Origin of the sequence: Halopseudomonas sp. (assembly GCF_041579695.1) — a bacterium.
In the GTDB taxonomy this organism is placed as follows: domain Bacteria; phylum Pseudomonadota; class Gammaproteobacteria; order Pseudomonadales; family Pseudomonadaceae; genus Halopseudomonas.
In genome coordinates this window covers 56,373-76,293 of sequence record NZ_JBFGFI010000005.1, presented here as the reverse complement: position 1 = coordinate 76,293, position 19,921 = coordinate 56,373, and the positions used below count along the sequence as shown (strand labels likewise).

Below are 19,921 nucleotides of genomic sequence, written 5' to 3'. Positions count from 1 at the left end.
TCCAAAACCGGTCTGTAGCGGTCTGGAAGGAGCGATTTATGCCCCAATTTTGCCCCAAACCCAATTCCAGAAAGCAAAAAGCCCCTGAAAACTCTATGTTTATCAGGGGCTTATCGCATTACATGTCTGGCGGAGAGAGAGGGATTCGAACCCTCGATACGCTATTAACGTATACACACTTTCCAGGCGTGCGCCTTCAGCCACTCGGCCACCTCTCCGCAATTCCCGGAGCCGGCAGGGCCGGTTCCAAGGCGCGCTAATTTACCGAAAGCGGCCCTCTTTAGCAAACCCTTTTTCCTCCGGCGGTCAAGCCGTGCTGGTGTTCGGGCTGGAACTGCCCGGTCAGCTTTATCTTGGTACACTGCTGTGCATACACGGCCATTCCCGGCTGTCCCAAGGCAAGAAGGAATCTTTCATGAGCGAGCTGGTTTCCTACCAATTCTCCGATGGCATAGCGCGGCTTATCCTGAGCAACGGCAAGGTCAACGCTGTATCTCCCGCGGTTGTCGAGGCATTCAACAAGGCGCTGGATCAGGCCGAACTGGACAAGGCGGTCGTGGTCATCAGTGGCCAGCCCGGGATCCTCTCCGGCGGCTACGATCTGAAAGTGATGACCTCCAGCGCGGATGCCGCTCGTGATCTGGTGGCGTCCGGCTCTACTCTGGCGCGCCGCATGCTGTCACACCCCTTTCCGGTAATTGTTGCCTGCACTGGCCACGCGGTGGCAAAGGGCGCGTTCATCCTGTTGTCGGCGGATTACCGCATCGGCGTCGAAGGACCTTTCAAGATCGGCCTGAACGAAGTTGCCATCGGCATGACGATGCACCACGTGGGTATCGAGCTTGCGCGCGCTCGGTTGAGCAACAGCGCTTTCAACCGGTCGGTCATCAACGCGGAAATGTTCGATCCGGCCAGCGCCGTTACTGCCGGTTTTCTCGACAGGGTAGTCCCCGCCGATGAGCTGGAAGCCAAGGCGATGGAAATGGCCACGCAACTGACCAAGCTGAACATGACGGCCCATCGCAATACCAAGCTCAAGTCGCGCAAGGAGCTGCTGGAGCTGCTCGATCGCTCTATCGCAATAGACAAGCAGCACGCGCTCTGAGGCAAGTTCAGGGGTAATGTCCGGAATCGATTTGCGCGGACAAAGTCCGCCGGGCTGAATTATCCTGACCCGCTTGGCTCAGGAGACCGACAATAGATGGATTCGCTTACTCAAGCACTGCTTGGCGCCTCGGTTGGAGGCGCCATGCTGGGGCGCTGGCACGGCCGCAAAACACTGGTGGCGGGCGCCGTGCTCGGCACACTGCCCGACATGGATGTGGTACTGGACTTCGGTGATGCGGTCGCTGACATGACCTACCACCGGGGTTTCAGCCACTCCTTGTTCGTGCTCACGGGTCTGAGCCTGGTGCTCGCCTGGCTAGTCAGACGCCTGCGCCCTCACCCTGACTATTCTGCCACGCGGCTCTGGCTGACTGTCTGGCTGATCTTCGTCACCCATGTCCTGCTCGACACATTCACCAGTTACGGCACCCAGGTCTTCTGGCCATTGACGTCGGCACCGGTGGCCATATCCAGTATTTTCATTATTGACCCTCTGTACACCGTTCCGCTTTTGCTGGCAGTTGTGGTTGGCCTGATTATCGGACTGAACCCGACCGGCATGCGCTGGCAACGGATCGCGCTGGCGATTACAACGCTGTACCTGTTCAGCACCCTGGCGGGTAAACATATGGCCGACTACCGCCTAGACCGGGCACTGGCGTTGGCCAACGTGCAAGCCGAGCATCGTTTCACTTCGCCCACGCCGTTCAATACGCTGCTTTGGCGAGTGGTGGCGGTGGACGGGGATAATTACTACGAGGGCCTGACCAGCTGGTTTGACCCCGACATGCCCGAACTGGTGAAGCTGACACGTAACTTCAGTGACGCTGCTCCTGCGCTGGAAGAATCGCCCCAGCACCAACGCCTGCGCTGGTTCACCCGCGACATCCTGCGTTATGACCTGATCGAAGGCCAATGGGTGGTCACCGATCTGCGCTTGGGCATGCCAGGCTACCACCCCTTCCGCTTCGCACTGGCGACCGTTGCCGACGACGGCGAGACTTCGCTGATCGCGAATGTCGAAATGTGGCCGACTCCGGACGCCGACCTGAGCCGCCTGACAGATCTTTTCCGGCGCGCGCTGGACAACGATTACCGGTTTCCCATTGCAGCCCTGGCGGGCACGCTGGATAAGCCTCCGACGCAGACTACCGCAAACCGGTAGCGTCCATAACCGCCGATGATGCCAGGCAACAGCGCAACAGCAGTCGCTCTCTGCGATAATAGGCGCACTAACGCAACGGACCGAGAGCATGACAGCTGAACAGAGCGCATCCGGCGGCGAGAATCGCCGGGGCCTGGCAATGATTGCTGCACTGCTGGCCATCTTCACCACCATCTTTGCCAGCAACCTGCCTACCCCCCTGTATTCCTACTGGAAAGACCAATGGGGATTTTCGTCCACCGCGCTGACCGCGGTTTTCTCGATCTATGTGCTTGGCGTGGTCGCTACGCTGCTGACCCTGGGATCGCTTTCGGACAAGCTCGGAAGACGCCAGATGATGGTGCCTGGGCTCATCTTCATTCTCGGCGGCGCCACCGCATTCCTGCTCGCCGAGGATATTTATGGCCTGGGGATCGCCCGGCTGCTAACAGGCATAGGTACAGGGCTGGTCACCGGAGCCGCTTCAGCCGCCCTGGTGGAGCTGGAACCGGATGAAAACTGGACCCGCGCGGCAACGCTCTCAGCGCTGTTCTTTACCCTGGGCGCCTTTGCCGGGCCTACTGTGAGCTCGATAGCGCTGTATTTCGGTACCGGCGCGGCCTTCTGGCCCTTTCTGGTGATCATCGCCTTGACGCTGGGGTCCATCATCCTGTTGCTGACCGCGCCCTGGCCCGACCACCTGGGTCAGCGCCAGCAGAACTTTCGGCTGCGGTCCTGGCGTCCGACCACTATCAAGGTACCCCGCGAGCTTCTGGGCGCCTTCGTATTCGCCGCAGCCGCGATCTGCCTGGCCTGGTCTACCGGCAGCCTTTACGCATCACTGGGCCCTTCGCTGGCAATGAACCTGACCGGCATCAGCGACCGTGCAGTGGCGGGCCTGTTCGCCGCGGCCTGGCAGTTGATGGCGGGCTTGAGCCAGTTTGCCTGCCAGCGCCAACCGCTCAACCGCCTGCTTATCGTTGGTCCGCTGACACTGATTACCGGACTGATCATTATGGCCAGTTCAGTGCTGCTCAGTTCGCCAATGCTGTTCGGTCTCGCTACCCTGGCCACCGCCACCGGCGCCGGCGCAACCGGTGTGGTTGCGATCGCCTCGATCAGTCAGGTAGCCCCACCGGCCGAGCGCGGGGGCATCATTTCCGCGTTCTACCTTATGGCCTATCTGACCATGGCGTCTGTGGTTCTCGGGGTCGGTTTTACCAGTGATCTGATCGGCTTTGGCCCGACGGTGCTGGGCTTTACCACGATCATTTCCATCGCCGCGCTGGCATTGATGATCACCGCGGTGCGCAGCGGACGTGCGACCTTCTGGTGATCAGCCAAGCCACCAGCGCCAGGCGAAAAAACAGATCATCGCACCGACGATGGTAACCAGCAGGTTGCGCCATCGGGCGGCGAGGACTATTGCGACGATACCGCCAACCAGATAGGCATTCTCCAGGCCGATATCCAGCTGCTGGCGGTCGGGTAGCAGCATCGCCGGCGCGACTATGGCTGTGAGTACTGCAACCGGAACGTAATTGAGAGCCTGAGTCACCCAGGGACTGAAGCGTACCCGGTGACCGGCGGCAGAGAGCGTATAGCGAATCGCGAAGGTGATCAGCGCCATAGCCGTGATCAGCACAATCTCATACGGACTCATCGGCCACCTCCGTGCTTGCTGCCTGGCGCCTGGCCAGGCGTTCGGCGAGGATGCCCGCGGTCACGCCGGCGAGAGCGGCAAGCATCAGGCCCAGCTTGTATGGCAGAGCGTGAAAGGCGACCGCCACCGCTCCGGCGACCAGCGCAGCGACCAGCATCGGGCGGGTACGCAGCAGCGGCACCACGATACCAACGAAAGTGGCCACCATCGCGAAATCCAGCCCCCAGTCCGCCAGCCCCGGCAGGGAACTGCCAAGCACAACACCTGCCAGCGTGCAGGCGAACCAGTTGCCGTACATTGCGATGCATGAGCCGAGAAAATACCAATGCTTGTCCGCCAGCGGCACATCTGCATTCAGATAATGGCGGTGGGCAACGGCATAGCTTTCATCGGTAAGCCAGAACGCCAGCGGCACCCGCCAGCGCTGCGGCAGGTGCCGCACGTAGGGCAGCATACTGGCGCTGTAGAGCAGGTGGCGCAGATTGACGATCAGGGTAGTCAGCAATATCACCAGCAACCCTGCGCCGGAGGCAATCAGGCCAATCGCGATAAACTGCGCTGCGCCGGCAAAAACCAAAGCCGACATTACAAGGGTTGCCGCTGCCGAGAGCCCCGAAGAAACCGCGAGCGTGCCAAAAACAATACCGAACGGCAGCGCACCAACCAGCATCGGGATGGTGTCCCGGGCTCCGAGTAATGCGGCTTTGCAACGCGGTGACATGAGATGGCCCCTGATGATTCAGGGAGCCAAAACTACGCTGGGCATTCGCGGCAAACAAGATACAGTTAGGCCCGAACAGCTCCTCAGTGCAGACTTACATAGCGACTGATCAAGGCCCGCAACGCTGCCGGCTTGATTGGTTTGGGCAGAAAATCCAGCCCGGCAGCGCGGATCTGCGCGACCAGTTCGCTGCGCCCATCGGCGCTGATAACCACCCCCGGCAGCTCCTCGTCCAACCGCCCGCGCAGCCAGTGGGCCAGGGCGGTACCGGTATCGCCCGCATCCAGGTGATAATCCACCAGCATCAATTGCGGGCGGAACCCGGCCTCCAGCAAGCGCTCTACCTCTGCGCGGTCCCTGGCCACCGCGACCTGGCACTGCCAACGGCTAAGCAGGCTGTGCATGCCGGTGAGAATATTCTCTTCATTGTCCACGCACAGCACCTGGGCACCGGACACCACCGGGCCTGGCTGCACTGCCGTCGGCGCGATACGGGGCAGACCGATGGTAGCCAGAGACAGTGTGACGCTGAAAACACTTCCGCGACCAGGCCAGGAACGGACCGCCAGCTCATGACCCAGCACCCTGCAGAGCCCATCGGCAATCGCCAGGCCCAGTCCGAGCCCCTTCTCGGCCTGGGTACGGTGACTGTCCAGACGCTGGAATTCCTCGAAGATGACTCGCAGCTTGTCTCCGGGTATACCGGGACCACGGTCCCATACCTCGAGTCGCACCTGGTTGCCCCGGCGGCGCACTCCCAGAACCACTTTTGAACGCCCCGCATAACGGAACGCGTTAGTCAGAAAATTCTGCAGAACCCGACGCAGCAGCCGTATGTCACTGCGCACGCGTAGCCTGCTGTCGTGCACGCGCAGGTCCACGCCCTGCTCCACAGCCAGTGCGCCAAATTCGATACGTAGCGGTTCAAACAGCTCGCCGAGGGCAAAATCGTTCCATTCCGGGCTGATACGACCGGCTTCGAGGCGCGAGATGTCCAGCAGATCGGAAATCAGATCCTCAGCCGAGCCCAGCGAAGTGTCCAGATGATGAACCAGCTCCTGCACCTCCGCCGTCAGTCCTGCCTGGTGCGATAGCGACGCCGAGAACAGCCTTGCTGCATTCATTGGCTGCATCAGGTCGTGACTTACGGCAGTGAGAAACCGGCTCTGCGACTGGCTGGCACGTTCGGTCTGGGCCTTGGCCAGGGTGAGCGCCTGGTTGAGTTGCAACAGCTCACTGGTGCGTTCGGCAACACGCTGCTCCAGGCGCTCGTTATATTCCTTCAGTGCCTGCTCGGCACGGCGGAATTCGGTGATGTCGGTAAAGCTCATGACAAAGCCACCACCGGGCATCGGATTACCGATAATCTCGATCACCTGCCCACTGGGGAACTGCCGCTCGGAACGGTGGGCATTGCCCTGGCGCATCCAGTTGATGCGTTTGTTCACATGCGCGCGCGGGTCCCCTGGGCCGCACAACCCGCGGCTGGCGTTGTAGAGAATCAGATCGGCAATCGGCGTACCGATGGCGATCAGTCCGTCGGGGTATTCGAACATGTCCAGATAACGCCGATTCCAGGCCACCAGGCGCAACTCACGGTCGACCACGCTGATGCCCTGGCTGATATTCTCGATCGCACCCTGCAGAAGCCCCCGGTTGAACTGCAGCACCTCGGTAGCCTCATCGACGATTCGCACCACATCATCGAAATGCATGTCGCGCCCCTCGATCGCGGTCTTTACCACGGCCCTGGCCGAGGAGGCGCCCAGGACTCCCGCCAGCAGCCGTTCGCTGTGAGCGATCCAGGCACTACCGGCAATCTGCGAGCTGGACAGTGCAGCGCCCCGACTCATCGCGAAACGCTCGAAGCTGCGTTCGGCCCGTTCCTGACCGACAAAACGACCGGCCAGCAACAACAGGTCGTCAACCGTGACCCGCAACAGCGCCCGACTGGGCCACTCCTGCCAGGAGGAGGAATCGGGACTGACAAAACGGCTTGCCTGCCAATGCTCGACTACCCGCGTACGACTGAACCCGGATACCAGAATGAAGGATACAACGTTGCCGGCCAGCGCAATCAGGCTCGCCAGCGTGAGGTTATCGATAGGCAGCCCGAGCGGCGCTCCATAGAGGATATCCAGCAGCGGCCAGCCATCGAGCTGCATGCCGAGCAGCGGCAGTATCAGGGTGTAAAACCACAAGCTGCTGCCGACAGCCAGTCCGGCGAACACACCCGCGCGATTGGCCTGTTTCCAGAACAGGGCGCCGAACATTGCCGGCGCCAGTTGCGCTATGGCGGCAAAGGCGATCTGGCCGATACTTGCCAGCGTACCCGCCGAACCGATCATCCGATAAACCACATAGGCGAGCAGGAGAATCGCCAGGATGCTGGTGCGCCGCACATTCAGCAGCAGGCCGCGAAACTCCTCGTAGGTCCTTTCCGGTCGATTACGGTTACGCAGCAATAGAGGCAGCACGACATCATTGGACACCATCGTGCTCAATGCACTGGCTGCGACAATGACCATGCCGGTCGCGGCAGAGGCCCCGCCGATGAATGCCAGCAGAGCCAGCATGGGATTACCCTGGAGTAGCGGCAGACTGATTACATAGGAGTCAGCTGAAACAGAAGGTCCCAGCGTCAGTTGGCCGGCCAGGCTGATGGGTATCACGAAAAGCCCGGCCATGATCAGGTATGCAGGAAAGACCCAACGGGCCAGACGCAAATCGCTGGGCTCGATATTCTCCACCACTGCGACCTGGAATTGTCGGGGTAGACAGAGAAAGGCCAGGATGGCGATGAACGACTGGAACAGCAGGTTGGTAAACAACGTGTCTCGCTGCCAATAGGCCCGAAGCTCGGGGCTGGCAGCCGCCCTTTCAAGCAGATCGCCTACGCCGCCAAACAGGCTGAAAGTCACAAAGATACCCACGGCCAGAAAGGCCAGCAGCTTGACCAGTGACTCGAACGCGATGGCCAGCATCATGCCGCGGTGATGCTCGGTCGCATCCAGACTGCGGGTACCGAACAGCACGGTGAAAAGCGCAAGTACCAGCGTGATAATCAGAGCCGTATCTTCGGCGCCGCTGGTACCGGCAAGCGTAGAGCTTTCGGCCACCGAGGAGCCACTGAGCAGGTTGTAGCCGAGCACAATGCCCTTGAGCTGCAGCGCAATATAAGGCAGCACGCTGATCAGACACAGAATGCTGACGGCCACGGCCAGGTTACGTGATTTGCCATAGCGCGACGCTATGAAGTCGGCAATCGAGGTGATGTTCTCCTGCTTGCTGATGGCAATCATTCGCGCATACAGTCGCCAGCCAAACAGAAAGAGGATGACCGGACCAACATAGATAGGAAGGAAGTTCCACAGCTGGTCCGCGGCCATGCCTACCGCACCAAAGAATGTCCAGCTGGTGCACCAGACCGCGAGCGACAGACTGTAGACCCACATGCGCAGGCGGGGATTGAACTCGCTGGTCTGCCTGTCGCCCCAGAACGCGATTGCAAACAGCAGAGCCATATACAGTAGAAAGATCGAGGCGACCATCAAGCCGGAGAGCATCACGTATCTGAGACCTTGGACAGGGAGTTCAGTCTGTCAGGCCGCCCGGGATTTGCCCAGCAGGCCTGGCTCATACTTAAGTCTAAGTCCCCATGGGACAGCATTAGCGGATAACGGCCTGGCCTAGAAACTGTCCATCAGAACCAGGCTCCAGACGACCGCAAGCAGGACAAGCCCAAGCATCTGGGCAGCGCTGCTCATATCCTTCGAGGCCTTGGACAGGGGATGGGTATCCAGAGAGATGCGATCGATCGCAGCCTCGATTGCCGAGTTGAGCAGTTCGATTATCAAAGAGAGCAGGACACTGCCAATCAACAGGGCTCTTGAAATCGAACTTACCGGCAGTATCAGCGCAACCGGTATCAGCACGACTGCCATCCAGACCAGTTGACGGAATGCCGCTTCCCCGCGGTAGGCCGCAACCAGACCTTCGAATGAATAGCCACAGGCGTTCCAGATACGCCGAAACCCGGTCACGCCCTTGTATGGATTGGTCATGCACCGCGGCCTGCGTGGGTCAGTTCCATTTGCTGCAGAACCAACGCTGCCTGGGTTCGCGTACGCACGCCGAGCTTACGGAAAATGGCCGTGACGTGCGCTTTGACGGTCGCTTCCGACACGCCCAGTTCGTACGCTATCTGCTTGTTCAACAGGCCATCGCAGACCATCGTCAACACGCGAAATTGTTGGGGTGTGAGGCTCGCCAGCTGGGCGCTGACCGTCTTTTCCTCCTCCGAAAGCGGACCGCCGGTACCGGTCACAACTGGCCAGCTGGTACCACCTTCGAGCACCCTGCGCACCGCCTGCTGAATGTCTTCCAGCGAGGATGACTTGGGAATGAAACCGCTGGCGCCAAAATCGCGGGCGCGATTGACTACCGAGGATTCCTCCTGTGCCGAGATGACCACCACCGGGATGTGCGGGTATTGCCCGCGCAGCAATACCAGGCCGGAGAAACCATAAGCTCCGGGCATGTTCAGGTCGAGCAGGACCAGGTCCCAGTCGCCCTGCGCATCTAGGCTGCTCTGCAGCTCGATGATAGTACCCACTTCAGTAAGCAGTACCTGCAATTCCGCGGCGGCCTCCAGGGCCTGACGCAATGCGCTGCGAAAAAGCGGGTGATCGTCCGCGATCAGAATCTCGTAGGTAGGGCCCATACCTGGTGCTCTCGAAGGTGATTTTATTTTTGTTGGCTATCTTCGCGCAAAGCCTGCCAGCCGTTCGACAGACAGTCAAATGGCCGAGACAACCGGGTCGGCGTCACGTAGATCCTGCGCAACTGTATCTGTTTTTGGACTAAAGCTGTAGGCATACTCCGCGCCAGACCAATTCGAGCGGAGCCGTGCATGAAATCCAGCGCCTACAGGGCCGACCTGCTGATGCTTGTTACCGCCCTGATCTGGGGCTCGACGTTCGTTGCCCAGAGCAAGGGAATGGAACACATCGGGCCCTTTCTCTACACCGGTCTGCGTTTCCTGCTTGGTGCGCTGGCAGTGTTACCGCTGGTACTGCTGGCCAGAGCACCGGACGGCGCGGCCAGGCGTCGCTTCAGCCGGCCCATGCTCCTGGGCAGTCTGGTACTGGGTCTGGTGCTGACCCTGGGCATCAACCTGCAACAGCTAGGATTGCTGTTCACCACCGTAACCAACTCGGGCTTTATTACCGGGCTGTACGTAATTCTGGTGCCGATATTCGGCCTCTTTATCGGCATGCGTACCGGAGCAGGCACCTGGGGCGGCGCCGCATTGGCGTTTATCGGGATGCTGCTACTCAGCGTCAATGCCGATTACAGTATCGCCCGTGGCGACTGGCTGCAGCTTACCGGTGCAGCCTGCTGGGCAATCCATGTGCTGCTGGTCGGCGCGCTGGCCAGCCGCTACGACCCGGTGCGGGTCGCCTTCTGCCAGTTCGTCGTGTGCGCGGTGATCAGTCTGCTGTTGGCGGTAATCTTCGAGCCTATTGTCTGGGAATCGATAGTGCTCGCCGGGCCTGCGATTCTGTACGGTGGCCTGCTCGCGGTGGGCATTGGCTTCACATTGCAGGTGGTCGCCCAGCGCGATGCAATAGCTTCACATGCCGCGGTCATCCTCAGCCTCGAGGCGGTATTTGCCGCCCTCGCCGGCTGGCTTATTCTGGGTGAAACGCTCAGCGTGCGCGGATTCATCGGCTGCAGCATGATGCTCGCCGGCATGCTTATCGCTCAGTTGGTCCCTTTGTATCTGGAGCGCCGGCGGCTTCCGGTTCCGGTGCAGCAGGAGCCTGCGGGGCATCACTGAACCCTGCGCGCTCCAGATGAGCCGCCAGGCGCCGGTGTGCCGGCGTATCCGACTCTACCGGGCGGTTGGCGCGGGAAGCGAGGTAGGCCTCGGTGAACAGATCGAAGTAATCACCCAGCAACTGTGCATCCGCCTCGTCGCCAGCCAGCGCCAGACAGGCGGCGGCCACCTCCACCGTGCACAGGTGCTCCTCCCGGCAGGACCGGCGCAAGCGATAGCGTGAAAGCTGCTCGGTACGCAGGCTCAGGATGGGAAGACCTGCCAGACAGGGGCTCTTGCGGAACATCTTGCGCGCCTGCGTCCAGGTCGCATCGAGAATGATCAACAAAGGTCTTTTCCCCTGGGTTGGTCGGCTTGCCAGTTCCTGCACCACCGTTTGCCCCGGCTGCGCATACTCTGCCGGAAATACGATATAGGGCTGCCACTGCGGATCGGCGAGCAATTGCTCCAAATGTGGGTCCGTTTCGGTGCGCGACCAGACGAAGGCATGGGTCTCCGCCAGGCAGTCGGCGATCAACCGACCGGTATTGGTCGGCTTGAGCGGCTCCAGCGAGTGCATGATCAGACACATGCCGACGGTAGTAGAAAGCGTCGGCTGCCAGCTGCAAATACACGCCTGCCGAGCCAGCAGGCAGTGTTCGCAGCGTTTCATCAATGAGCCTCTGGCCAGGAACGGACGAGTCGACTTCTCGATCATCTTCCTTCTCAACTGGTGTACTGCATGCTGCTCGCCCGGTTGCTTCATCACTGAGTTCCGAAATGGTGGTTTGGTGCAAGGGCGGCATTCTGACACAATTGCAACTGGCGATGATCGTCCTGGAGGCGAACCGCTCCCCGTTCTGGCGGTCCAATTCCGTAGCCGTTTCCGGCTTCATTCTGTGGAGAGCAATATATGCGTTGGTTAACCCTGTCGACTACCCTCATTCTCGCTTCGATCATCGCGCTGCCCAGCCAAGCTCAGACGCTGCGCGAGCTGCGCCTGCAGGAAACCCTTGAGAATATTGCCGAACAGAGCAGCGTTGGTACTCCCCGCCCGCTCAACGATGACATCGTCGATGAGGGTTTCAGTGCGCTTGATGGTCAGTTGATCAACTATCTGTCGGTCAACGAGACCTATGCCGAGCAATTGCAGTCAGACCCACTGGTAGTTCGCAGCCAACTTCAGGCCAGCGTGTGCAGCAACCAGCAGTTCCGCCAGTTGATGGACATGGGCGCGACCCTGACCTACCACTTCGTTTTGACCGATACCACCCGGCCGGTACTCACCCAAAGCTTCGTCGCCGAGCACTGCCAGTCATTCTGAACTGCCGCAGATCAAAGAATCCCCCTCTCACGCCCGGCATAATGTAGCTTTCAGCGGAGGATTGAACATGGCTTTACTCACCTTCAAAGGTGCGGTTCGTCAGGTCACCGGCTCATGCTATCTACTGGAAGCCAATGGCTGTCGGGTTCTTCTGGAATGTGGCATGACCCAGGGTTTTCGCCGGGACGAAGCGCACAACCGAAATCGATTCGAGTTCCTGCCGGCAAGCCTGGATGCCGTCATTATCTCCCACGCGCATCTCGATCATTCGGGCCTTCTGCCAAAACTGATCGCTGAGGGCTACGCCGGGCCCATCCACATGACCCCAGGCTGCGCCGGTCTTCTGGAACTCATGCTCAGCGATGCCGCGGCTCTGCAACAGCGGGATACCGACTGGGAGAACAAATGGCGCAAGCGCGCCGGCAAGCCGCTGCTTGAGCCACTTTATACCCAGGAAGATACCAATGCAGCTCTGGCTCTGTGTGAAGTGCACGAGTATGGCCAGGAGGCCGTAATAGCCAACGGCATCAGCGTCACCTTTCACGAAGCAGGACACATTCTGGGATCAGCCATCGTTGAAATAACCATTCACGAAGCACACAACCTCACCCGCAAACTGGTGTTTTCGGGAGATCTTGGCAATGACCAATCACCCCTGTTGCGTCTGCCCAAGACACTGGAAGAAGCCGATCTGCTGCTGATGGAGTCCACTTACGGGGACCGCGATCATCGCAATCTTGAGGAGACCCTGGAAGAATTCCAGGAAATACTCGACGCTGCCTGGGCGAGCGGCGGTAATGTCCTGATCCCGTCCTTTGCCGTGGGCCGGACCCAGGATATTCTCTACTATCTAGGCAAATTCCATCAGGCGGGCACCCTCAAGCAGCAGGCAGTCTTTCTCGACAGCCCCATGGCCATTGCAGCTACGGAGATCTATGACCGTTTCCGCAAGGACTTCAAACCTTCAGAAAAAGCACTCATCGGAGGTCGGGGAAAGGGCGATCTCAAGCACTGGCTGCCGATTCTGAAATGCACGCCGACCACCGAAGAATCGATGGCGATCAACCGAGTCAAGGGAGGCGCCATCATCATTGCCGGTGCGGGCATGTGCAACGGCGGGCGGATCGTCCACCATTTCAAGCACAACCTGTGGCGTGACGACTGTCACATCATCATGCCCGGTTTCCAGGCCAAGGGGACGCTTGGCCGCCGCTTGGTCGATGGCGCGAAAAACGTGCGGATCATTCATCAAAGTCTGGCCGTCAGGGCGCATATACATACCCTGGGTGGATTCTCTGCCCATGCCGGTCAATCGCAGCTGATTGAATGGCTTAGTCATTTCAAACGCAGCCCTGAAATCTATCTGGTCCATGGTGAACTTGAAAAGTGCGAAGCGCTGGCCAACGCTATAAAAGCAAAGTTAGGCTGGCTGGCGAACATTCCGGAGCCGGACGAGCAAATAGCATTCTGAGCGAGCTCCCGAATTACACTGGATTAGACGATGACAGACAACCAAGATCCGGCAGACTACCTGACACGCCATGTGCAGACTGGCGGTGCAGGTCTTCAACAGAAAATAGACGAGCTTGTTGCGGCCAGTGCCGGTGACAGCAAGAACTCAGCGCTTTACCGGGAAATGATCCTCCATGTGGTGCGCATGGCTCAGGCAGACGGGGACCGCTGGGATGCCAAGATCATGTTGCAGACTATCGCTGAGCTCGAGCAATCCTTCGCGCGACTGGAAATGTTCAAACGTCGGCGCAAGGTGACCGTATTCGGCTCTGCCCGCACCCATGTTGATCACCAGCTTTATGCCCTCGCGCGCGACTTGGGCAAGACGCTCGCGGAGAACGACTTTATGGCCATTACCGGAGCGGGTAATGGCATCATGGGCGCAGCCCACGAAGGCGCTGGCCTGGACAATAGTTTGGGATTCAATATCACACTGCCGTTCGAGCAGCGCTCAAACGACATCGTTTACAACACCGATCACGACCTGCGTTTCCGATTCTTTTTTTTACGTAAACTGTTCTTCGTCAAGGAGGCCGATGCGTTAGTGCTCTGTCCGGGTGGTTTCGGCACGCTTGACGAGACGCTGGAAGTGATCACCCTGATCCAGACAGGCAAAAGCCCGGTGGTCCCGGTCATTCTGCTGGATGTGCCAAACGGCGGGTACTGGGACGGGCTACTGGCTTTTTTCAAAACCCAGCTGTGCGACCAGGGCTACATACTCGAGGCGGACTTCAACCTGATGACGCTAGCGCGTTCACCGGATCAGGCGATGCAGGAAATTCTCGGTTTCTACAGTAACTACCACTCGTCCAGATGGATGGACGGACGCTATATACTACGCATGCAGAAGGCTCTGACCGAAACGGCACTGGAGCGGGTCAACGAACACTTCAGTGATATCTGCAAGGAGGGCTCCTTTGTGCAAACTTCTCACCATCCCGTCGATCCGGAAGAACCGGAGCTGGAAGGATTGCATCGTCTGGAGTTCAGCTTCAACGGTCGCCATCAGGGGCGATTGCGCGCGCTTATCGATTTCGTCAATCAAGCCGAAAATCTGCAAAACCCCGATAGCGCATGAAGCCAAGCTGCTTCGCGCGCTCCCTGGCATCGTCCGCTGGACCCTGGGGGAACCGCTTGGCGAAGGCCGCTTGCGCGCGCTCGGACCAGCTCCAGTCCAAGCTCAGCACGGCGTTGACGATGTGCTCGTCGACGCCGCGCTCCCGCAGTTCCTCCGCCAACCGCTGCGGACCATAACCACGCTGAACGCGGGCATGCACGTAGGCCTCGCAGAAACGCTCATCGCTTAGAAGACCGTCTTCCTGCAGTTGATCAAGCACCGGCTCGCACAGTTCTGAAGAAGCGCCGCGCAACGTCAGTTTGCGCTGCATCTCAAGCCGGCTGTGCTCACGACGCGCCAGGAGATCCAGTGCGCTGCGCCGGATTGCCTGGGGCGTTTCGAGCTGTTGCTGGCGGCCGAACATCAGGCAGGCCCGGATCAGAGATCGGCGTCGGCGACTTCAGCGGGTGCAGCCTTAGCGTTGCTCGGCTTGGGGAGCAACTGGTCGCGAATGGCCTTCTCGATTTCATCTGCAATAGCCGGGTTCTCAGCCATGTACTTGGCAGCGTTGGCCTTGCCCTGGCCAATCTTGTTGCCTTTGTAGGCATACCAGGCACCGGATTTTTCAACCAGTCCGATCTGCACGCCCAGATCGATGATCTCGGCATTATGGTAGATACCAGAGCCATAGAGGATCTGGAATTCAGCCTGACGGAACGGCGGCGCGACCTTGTTCTTGACCACCTTGACCCGGGTCTCGCTGCCAACCACTTCATCGCCTTCCTTCACCGCGCCGGTGCGACGGATATCCAGACGGACAGAGGAATAGAACTTCAGGGCGTTACCACCGGTAGTGGTTTCCGGATTACCGAACATCACACCGATTTTCATGCGGATCTGGTTGATAAAGATAACCAGACAGTTGGCGTTCTTGATGTTACCGGTAATCTTGCGCAGAGCCTGGGACATCAGGCGCGCCTGGACGCCGACGTGGTGATCACCCATCTCACCTTCGATTTCCGCCTTGGGAACCAGGGCGGCTACCGAGTCGATGACGATGACATCCACTGCATTGGAGCGTACCAGCATGTCGGTAATCTCCAGCGCCTGCTCACCGGTATCAGGCTGGGAAACCAGGAGATCATCGACAACGACCCCCAGCTTGCCGGCATATTCGGGATCCAGTGCATGCTCTGCATCGACAAAGGCACAGGTAGCCCCCTGCTTCTGCGCCTGGGCAATGACCGATAGAGTCAATGTGGTCTTACCAGATGATTCCGGCCCATAAATCTCGACCACCCGCCCGCGTGGCAAGCCTCCCAGACCCAGGGCAATATCCAGACCCAGCGAACCGGTGGAAATCGACGGTATGGCCATGCGTTCCTGATCGCCCATGCGCATCACCGCACCCTTGCCAAACTGACGTTCAATCTGACTCAAGGCAGCCGAAAGTGCCTTTTTCTTGTTGTCGTCCATTGTGCATCCTCTTGGAGTGGCGGGTACGCAAGTGCCCGGTAATCGAAAACTACTGTATATATGGTCAGTATTATTTCACAGAAGTTTGCCGCCGCCTACCCCTTGTTTTATCAGGCTGAGGACTGACTCACAGCGAGCTGCTCTGCTGCCTTGATCAGACCTTCCAGGGCATGCAGAACCGTCTGCGCGCGAACCTCCCGCCGGTTGCCCTGCAAGCGGCGACAGCTGGAGATCACATTGCCGTCGCGCAGCGCCCAGGCAAACCACACAGTGCCGACCGGTTTGTCCGCGGTGCCGCCGTCGGGCCCGGCTATTCCGCTCACCGCCACCGCAATGTCCGCTTCGGCTGCGCCCAGCGCGCCGCTGGCCATCGCGCGCACCACCGGCTCGCTTACCGCGCCATGGGTCTGCAGGTCGGCCTCATTCACGCCCAGCCAGCGATGCTTGCTCTGGTTTGCATAGGTCACAAAGCCAGTCTGAAACCAGGCCGAGCTGCCGCCCACGCGGGTAATTGCTTCGCAGATACCGCCAGCAGTGCAGGATTCTGCAGCTGTGACCTGGTAGCCGTGGCGACGCAGTACGCTGCCCAGACGAGCAGCGGCGGAATCGATCAGCGGGTCATACTGGGACATATCGCTTGCCTCTTCAAATTGCGCTTAAAAGCTGGGGATGCATTGCGTAGACTAAGCGCGGCAAACTATTCACCAATCAGGGATCTGCATGAGCCGCGCCGAGAAATCCGTCAGCCACACACCGATGATGCAACAATATTTCGGGATCAAACAGCACCATCCGCACGAACTGCTGTTTTATCGCATGGGCGATTTCTACGAGCTTTTCTTCGACGATGCGAAAAAGGCCTCGCGCCTGCTCGACATCACGCTGACCGCCCGCGGTCAATCGGGGGGTCAGCCAATTCCTATGGCTGGCATCCCCTATCACGCGGCCGAAGGCTATCTGGCGCGGCTGGTCAAGCTTGGCGAATCGGTGGTGATCTGCGAGCAGATCGGCGATCCCGCTACCAGCAAGGGACCAGTGGATCGCCAGGTAGTGCGCATACTCACCCCCGGCACGGTGAGTGATGAAGCCTTGCTGGACGAGCGGCGCGACAACCTGCTGGCAGCCCTGGTTGGGAGCGAACGCGGCTTCGGCCTCGCCACACTGGATATCAACAGCGGACGGTTTTGTGTGATGGAGCTGCAAGGCTGGGAAACGCTGCTGGGCGAGTTGGAACGCCTGGCGCCAGCCGAACTGCTGATCCCTGATGACTGGGAAACCAACACACCCATCGAGCGACGCCGCGCGGTGCGCCGCCGCGCACCCTGGGAGTTTGATCGCGACAGCGCGTTCAAATCCCTCACTCAGCAGTTCGGCACCAAGGACCTGGTCGGCTTTGGCTGCAACAATCTGACATTGGGCCTGGGCGCTGCGGGTGCGCTAATGTGCTACGCCAAGGAAACCCAACGCACGGCGCTGCCACATATCCGCAGCATCGTGCTCGAACGCTTCGAGGACAGCGTCATTATCGATAGCGCCAGCCGGCGTAATCTGGAAATCGACAATAACCTTTCCGGGGGACGCGAAAATACCCTACTCGAGGTGCTGGACCATACCGCAACCGCCATGGGAGGTCGCCTGCTGGCTCGCTGGCTGAATCGTCCGTTGCGCGACACACAGGTACTCCAGGCGCGGCAGGACAGCATCAGCACCTTGCTGCAACAGCACTACCACGAAGAACTGCAGCCCGTACTAAAGGGTATCGGTGATATCGAACGGATTCTTGCCCGTATTGCGCTGCGCTCAGCCCGCCCGCGCGATCTGGCGCGCCTGCGCGATTCGCTCGCCGCCCTCCCCGCCCTGCAACAGGCACTCGAACCGCTCGAGACACCTCACCTGCAACATCTTGCAGGCGAAGTAGGCGTATATCCGGAACTGGCCACAGTGCTGGAACGCGCGGTAATCGACAATCCGCCAGCCGTGCTGCGCGACGGGGGAGTGATCAAACCGGGCTATGACGCCGACCTTGACGAGTTACAGAACATCAGCGAGAACGCCGGGCAGTATCTGATCGACCTGGAAAACCGCGAGCGCGAACGCACCGGGCTGTCCACGCTCAAGGTCGGCTACAATCGTGTTCACGGCTACTTCATCGAGCTGTCCCGCGGACAGTCCGCCCAGGCGCCGGCAGATTACATTCGCCGCCAGACACTCAAGGGCGCGGAACGCTTCATCACCCCGGAGCTGAAAACCTTTGAAGACAAGGCCCTGTCTGCCCGCAGCCGCGCGCTGGCGCGTGAAAAGCAACTGTATGATGAACTGATCGATCGGCTCAATGAAGATCTGGCGCGCCTGCAGGACACCGCTGCGGCCCTGGCCGAGCTGGATGTACTGGCCACCCTGAGCGAGCGCGCCAGCACCCTGGACTACCAGCGCCCCAGCTTTGTCGAGGGCAGTCAGTTGTGTATAGACCAGGGCCGCCACCCTGTCGTGGAACACGTGCTGGATGGCCCGTTTGTCGCCAATGACCTGCGCCTGGACCCCGATACCCGCATGCTGATCATCACCGGTCCGAACATGGGTGGTAAATCAACCTACATGCGTCAGACGGCGCTGATCGTGCTGCTCGCCCATATCGGCAGTTTCGTACCCGCTCGCAGCGTCGAGATGTCGATGGTAGACCGGATATTCACCCGCATCGGCTCGAGCGATGACCTGGCCGGGGGCCGCTCTACCTTTATGGTGGAAATGAGCGAAACCGCCAATATCCTGCACAACGCTACCGATGCCAGCCTGGTGTTGATGGACGAGGTAGGCCGTGGCACCAGCACCTTCGATGGCCTGTCGCTGGCCTGGTCGGCCGCCGAATACCTGGCCCGGGTCCGTGCGTTCACGTTATTTGCCACGCATTATTTCGAGCTCACAGGCCTGGTCGATACCGACCCGGGCGTAGCCAACGTGCACCTCAATGCTACCGAACACAACGAACGCATTGTGTTCCTGCACAGCGTTCTGCCTGGTCCGGCAAGCCAGAGCTACGGCCTGCAGGTAGCCCAACTGGCCGGTGTGCCTCGGCAGGTGATTGATCGGGCCCGCGAGCACCTGGCGGCGCTTGAACAACAGAGCCTTAACCAACAGGCAAAACAGACCAGCGCGCCAGTCAAAACCCCGCAGCAAAATGATCTTTTCGCCGTATCTTCACACCCGCTCGTTGAGCAATTGCAGCAGCTCAAACCGGATGAACTCACACCGAAACAGGCACTCGAATTGCTTTATGCGTGGAAAGCACAACATAGATGAATAATGCAAATGAGAGATATTTGCATTAAGGCGCAGCGAACGTGATGCCAACTTCGGCAAATTCCGCCATCGGTCTGTACCAGAAAGCAAAAACTGCTAGACTACGCGCCATTAATCAAGACCGACTTATTCCGGAGACCCGACCATGACCTTTGTTGTTGTTGACAACTGCATCAAGTGCAAATACACCGACTGCGTTGAGGTCTGCCCTGTCGATTGCTTTTACGAGGGCCCCAATTTCCTCGTGATCCACCCGGACGAGTGCATCGACTGCGCCCTGTGCGAGCCCGAGTGCCCGGCCAATGCGATCTTCTCCGAGGACGAAGTGCCGGAAGACATGCAGGAATTCACCGAGCTGAACGCCGAACTGGCAGAAGTCTGGCCGAACATTACGGAAAAGAAGGAACCGCTGGCCGACGCCGAGGAATGGGATGGCGTGCCGGACAAGTTGCAGTACCTGGAGCGCTGATACGCCCTGCGCGCGATACCTGGAAGCCGGCCGGTGTGCCGGCTTTTTTGTGCCTGCCATGTCCTCTCGGGCACAAATCGCAGACAAAAAAAGGGGCGGGATAACCCGCCCACTCTTTCATTCCCTATGTGAAATCCGTTTCCAGTCGTCCTGACTTCATCACCCTGATGATCCTGCCCGGCATCCTGCCTGGCTGCGTGATCCGTCACACATGGCTACATAGTACCGCCAGCCAGAATGTAAGCAAGCGTAAAAAAGACCACCTGCCACCTCACCGCTCGGATTAAAACTCTTATTTTTCAGGCTCTTACTTTTTTTACTAGCGCTTTT

Annotated in this window: 18 protein-coding genes and 1 tRNA gene; 9 read left to right on the top strand and 10 right to left on the bottom strand. The window is 59.4% G+C overall.

Annotation, left to right across the window (positions count from 1 at the left end; genetic code table 11):
• Window positions 1-127: 127 nt before the first annotated feature.
• Window positions 128-218 (bottom strand) — tRNA-Ser (locus ABYA88_RS02660).
• Window positions 219-415: 197 nt separating this feature from the next.
• Between ABYA88_RS02660 and ABYA88_RS02655 the strand changes: the two genes are divergently transcribed.
• From ABYA88_RS02655 to ABYA88_RS02645, 3 genes are all read left to right on the top strand, one after another.
• A complete protein-coding gene (locus ABYA88_RS02655) occupies window positions 416-1,105 on the top strand; it encodes a crotonase/enoyl-CoA hydratase family protein (protein WP_373185266.1) in 690 nt (229 codons plus the stop codon).
• 96 nt (window positions 1,106-1,201) lie between these two features.
• The gene (locus tag ABYA88_RS02650) at window positions 1,202-2,272 is read left to right on the top strand and encodes a metal-dependent hydrolase (RefSeq protein ID WP_373185264.1); all 1,071 of its coding nucleotides are present in this window, start codon (window positions 1,202-1,204) and stop codon (window positions 2,270-2,272) included.
• Between the two features lie 88 nt (window positions 2,273-2,360).
• The gene (locus tag ABYA88_RS02645; protein WP_373185262.1) at window positions 2,361-3,587 is read left to right on the top strand and encodes an MFS transporter; all 1,227 of its coding nucleotides are present in this window, start codon (window positions 2,361-2,363) and stop codon (window positions 3,585-3,587) included.
• Here the strand turns inward: ABYA88_RS02645 and ABYA88_RS02640 are convergent, their stop codons facing one another.
• The 5 genes from ABYA88_RS02640 to ABYA88_RS02620 all read right to left on the bottom strand — a co-directional run bounded on the left by ABYA88_RS02640 (window position 3,588) and on the right by ABYA88_RS02620 (window position 9,358).
• Entirely contained in the window at window positions 3,588-3,914 is a 327-nt protein-coding gene (locus ABYA88_RS02640) for an AzlD domain-containing protein (RefSeq protein WP_373185260.1), read from the bottom strand. It abuts the gene before it with no gap.
• Window positions 3,901-4,635 carry an AzlC family ABC transporter permease gene (locus tag ABYA88_RS02635; RefSeq protein WP_373185259.1) on the bottom strand — a complete coding sequence of 245 codons (735 nt, stop codon included), beginning with the start codon at window positions 4,633-4,635 and terminating at the stop codon, window positions 3,901-3,903. Before ABYA88_RS02635 ends, ABYA88_RS02640 begins: the two co-directional genes overlap by 14 nt.
• A gap of 83 nt (window positions 4,636-4,718) precedes the next feature.
• Entirely contained in the window at window positions 4,719-8,204 is a 3,486-nt protein-coding gene (locus tag ABYA88_RS02630; RefSeq protein WP_373185257.1) for a NahK/ErcS family hybrid sensor histidine kinase/response regulator, read from the bottom strand.
• A 120-nt stretch (window positions 8,205-8,324) separates the two neighbouring features.
• Window positions 8,325-8,699, bottom strand: a complete 375-nt coding sequence (locus ABYA88_RS02625) for a diacylglycerol kinase (protein WP_373185255.1) — start codon at window positions 8,697-8,699, stop codon at window positions 8,325-8,327.
• Window positions 8,696-9,358: a response regulator gene (locus tag ABYA88_RS02620; RefSeq protein WP_373185253.1), complete on the bottom strand. Its 663-nt coding sequence runs from the start codon at window positions 9,356-9,358 to the stop codon at window positions 8,696-8,698. Before ABYA88_RS02620 ends, ABYA88_RS02625 begins: the two co-directional genes overlap by 4 nt.
• Before the next feature lie 189 nt (window positions 9,359-9,547).
• Between ABYA88_RS02620 and ABYA88_RS02615 the strand changes: the two genes are divergently transcribed.
• On the top strand, window positions 9,548-10,477 hold the full coding sequence (locus ABYA88_RS02615; RefSeq protein WP_373185251.1) for a DMT family transporter: 930 nt from the start codon (window positions 9,548-9,550) through the stop codon (window positions 10,475-10,477).
• Here the strand turns inward: ABYA88_RS02615 and ABYA88_RS02610 are convergent.
• Entirely contained in the window at window positions 10,395-11,222 is an 828-nt protein-coding gene (locus tag ABYA88_RS02610; protein WP_373185249.1) for a tRNA-uridine aminocarboxypropyltransferase, read from the bottom strand. The genes ABYA88_RS02615 and ABYA88_RS02610 overlap by 83 nt on opposite strands.
• Before the next feature lie 147 nt (window positions 11,223-11,369).
• Here ABYA88_RS02610 and ABYA88_RS02605 point away from each other — a divergent pair, with 147 nt between their 5' ends.
• From ABYA88_RS02605 to ABYA88_RS02595, 3 genes are all read left to right on the top strand, one after another.
• On the top strand, window positions 11,370-11,780 hold the full coding sequence (locus ABYA88_RS02605; protein WP_373185246.1) for a PA3611 family quorum-sensing-regulated virulence factor: 411 nt from the start codon (window positions 11,370-11,372) through the stop codon (window positions 11,778-11,780).
• A 67-nt stretch (window positions 11,781-11,847) separates the two neighbouring features.
• On the top strand, window positions 11,848-13,251 hold the full coding sequence (locus ABYA88_RS02600) for an MBL fold metallo-hydrolase RNA specificity domain-containing protein (RefSeq protein WP_373185244.1): 1,404 nt from the start codon (window positions 11,848-11,850) through the stop codon (window positions 13,249-13,251).
• Between the two features lie 30 nt (window positions 13,252-13,281).
• Entirely contained in the window at window positions 13,282-14,370 is a 1,089-nt protein-coding gene (locus ABYA88_RS02595; RefSeq protein WP_373185241.1) for a TIGR00730 family Rossman fold protein, read from the top strand.
• Here the strand turns inward: ABYA88_RS02595 and ABYA88_RS02590 are convergent.
• From ABYA88_RS02590 to ABYA88_RS02580, 3 genes are all read right to left on the bottom strand, one after another.
• Entirely contained in the window at window positions 14,330-14,773 is a 444-nt protein-coding gene (locus ABYA88_RS02590; RefSeq protein ID WP_373185238.1) for a regulatory protein RecX, read from the bottom strand. The two genes, ABYA88_RS02595 and ABYA88_RS02590, sit on opposite strands and share 41 nt — an antisense overlap.
• A 14-nt stretch (window positions 14,774-14,787) precedes the next feature.
• Window positions 14,788-15,825 (bottom strand): recombinase RecA, encoded by a 1,038-nt coding sequence (gene recA, locus ABYA88_RS02585; RefSeq protein ID WP_373185236.1) that lies wholly within the window; start codon window positions 15,823-15,825, stop codon window positions 14,788-14,790.
• 110 nt (window positions 15,826-15,935) lie between these two features.
• Window positions 15,936-16,457, bottom strand: coding sequence for a CinA family protein (locus ABYA88_RS02580; RefSeq protein WP_373185233.1), 522 nt, complete (start codon window positions 16,455-16,457; stop codon window positions 15,936-15,938).
• Window positions 16,458-16,545: 88 nt separating this feature from the next.
• On the opposite strand from ABYA88_RS02580, the gene mutS reads away from it, so the two are divergent.
• Together mutS and fdxA are read left to right on the top strand one after the other, a co-directional pair.
• The gene (gene mutS, locus ABYA88_RS02575) at window positions 16,546-19,122 is read left to right on the top strand and encodes a DNA mismatch repair protein MutS (RefSeq protein ID WP_373185231.1); all 2,577 of its coding nucleotides are present in this window, start codon (window positions 16,546-16,548) and stop codon (window positions 19,120-19,122) included.
• A 145-nt stretch (window positions 19,123-19,267) separates the two neighbouring features.
• Window positions 19,268-19,591 (top strand): ferredoxin FdxA, encoded by a 324-nt coding sequence (gene fdxA / locus ABYA88_RS02570; RefSeq protein ID WP_373185228.1) that lies wholly within the window; start codon window positions 19,268-19,270, stop codon window positions 19,589-19,591.
• Window positions 19,592-19,921: the final 330 nt, after the last annotated feature.

Coding starts and splice junctions, on each gene's coding strand:
- ABYA88_RS02655 (WP_373185266.1), top strand. CDS start 416: ATGAGCGAGCTGGTTTCCTACCAATTCTCCGATGGCATAGCGCGGCTT.
- ABYA88_RS02650 (WP_373185264.1), top strand. CDS start 1,202: ATGGATTCGCTTACTCAAGCACTGCTTGGCGCCTCGGTTGGAGGCGCC.
- ABYA88_RS02645 (WP_373185262.1), top strand. CDS start 2,361: ATGACAGCTGAACAGAGCGCATCCGGCGGCGAGAATCGCCGGGGCCTG.
- ABYA88_RS02640 (WP_373185260.1), bottom strand. CDS start 3,914: ATGAGTCCGTATGAGATTGTGCTGATCACGGCTATGGCGCTGATCACC.
- ABYA88_RS02635 (WP_373185259.1), bottom strand. CDS start 4,635: ATGTCACCGCGTTGCAAAGCCGCATTACTCGGAGCCCGGGACACCATC.
- ABYA88_RS02625 (WP_373185255.1), bottom strand. CDS start 8,699: ATGACCAATCCATACAAGGGCGTGACCGGGTTTCGGCGTATCTGGAAC.
- ABYA88_RS02620 (WP_373185253.1), bottom strand. CDS start 9,358: ATGGGCCCTACCTACGAGATTCTGATCGCGGACGATCACCCGCTTTTT.
- ABYA88_RS02615 (WP_373185251.1), top strand. CDS start 9,548: ATGAAATCCAGCGCCTACAGGGCCGACCTGCTGATGCTTGTTACCGCC.
- ABYA88_RS02610 (WP_373185249.1), bottom strand. CDS start 11,222: ATGAAGCAACCGGGCGAGCAGCATGCAGTACACCAGTTGAGAAGGAAG.
- ABYA88_RS02605 (WP_373185246.1), top strand. CDS start 11,370: ATGCGTTGGTTAACCCTGTCGACTACCCTCATTCTCGCTTCGATCATC.
- ABYA88_RS02600 (WP_373185244.1), top strand. CDS start 11,848: ATGGCTTTACTCACCTTCAAAGGTGCGGTTCGTCAGGTCACCGGCTCA.
- ABYA88_RS02595 (WP_373185241.1), top strand. CDS start 13,282: ATGACAGACAACCAAGATCCGGCAGACTACCTGACACGCCATGTGCAG.
- ABYA88_RS02590 (WP_373185238.1), bottom strand. CDS start 14,773: ATGTTCGGCCGCCAGCAACAGCTCGAAACGCCCCAGGCAATCCGGCGC.
- recA (WP_373185236.1), bottom strand. CDS start 15,825: ATGGACGACAACAAGAAAAAGGCACTTTCGGCTGCCTTGAGTCAGATT.
- ABYA88_RS02580 (WP_373185233.1), bottom strand. CDS start 16,457: ATGTCCCAGTATGACCCGCTGATCGATTCCGCCGCTGCTCGTCTGGGC.
- mutS (WP_373185231.1), top strand. CDS start 16,546: ATGAGCCGCGCCGAGAAATCCGTCAGCCACACACCGATGATGCAACAA.
- fdxA (WP_373185228.1), top strand. CDS start 19,268: ATGACCTTTGTTGTTGTTGACAACTGCATCAAGTGCAAATACACCGAC.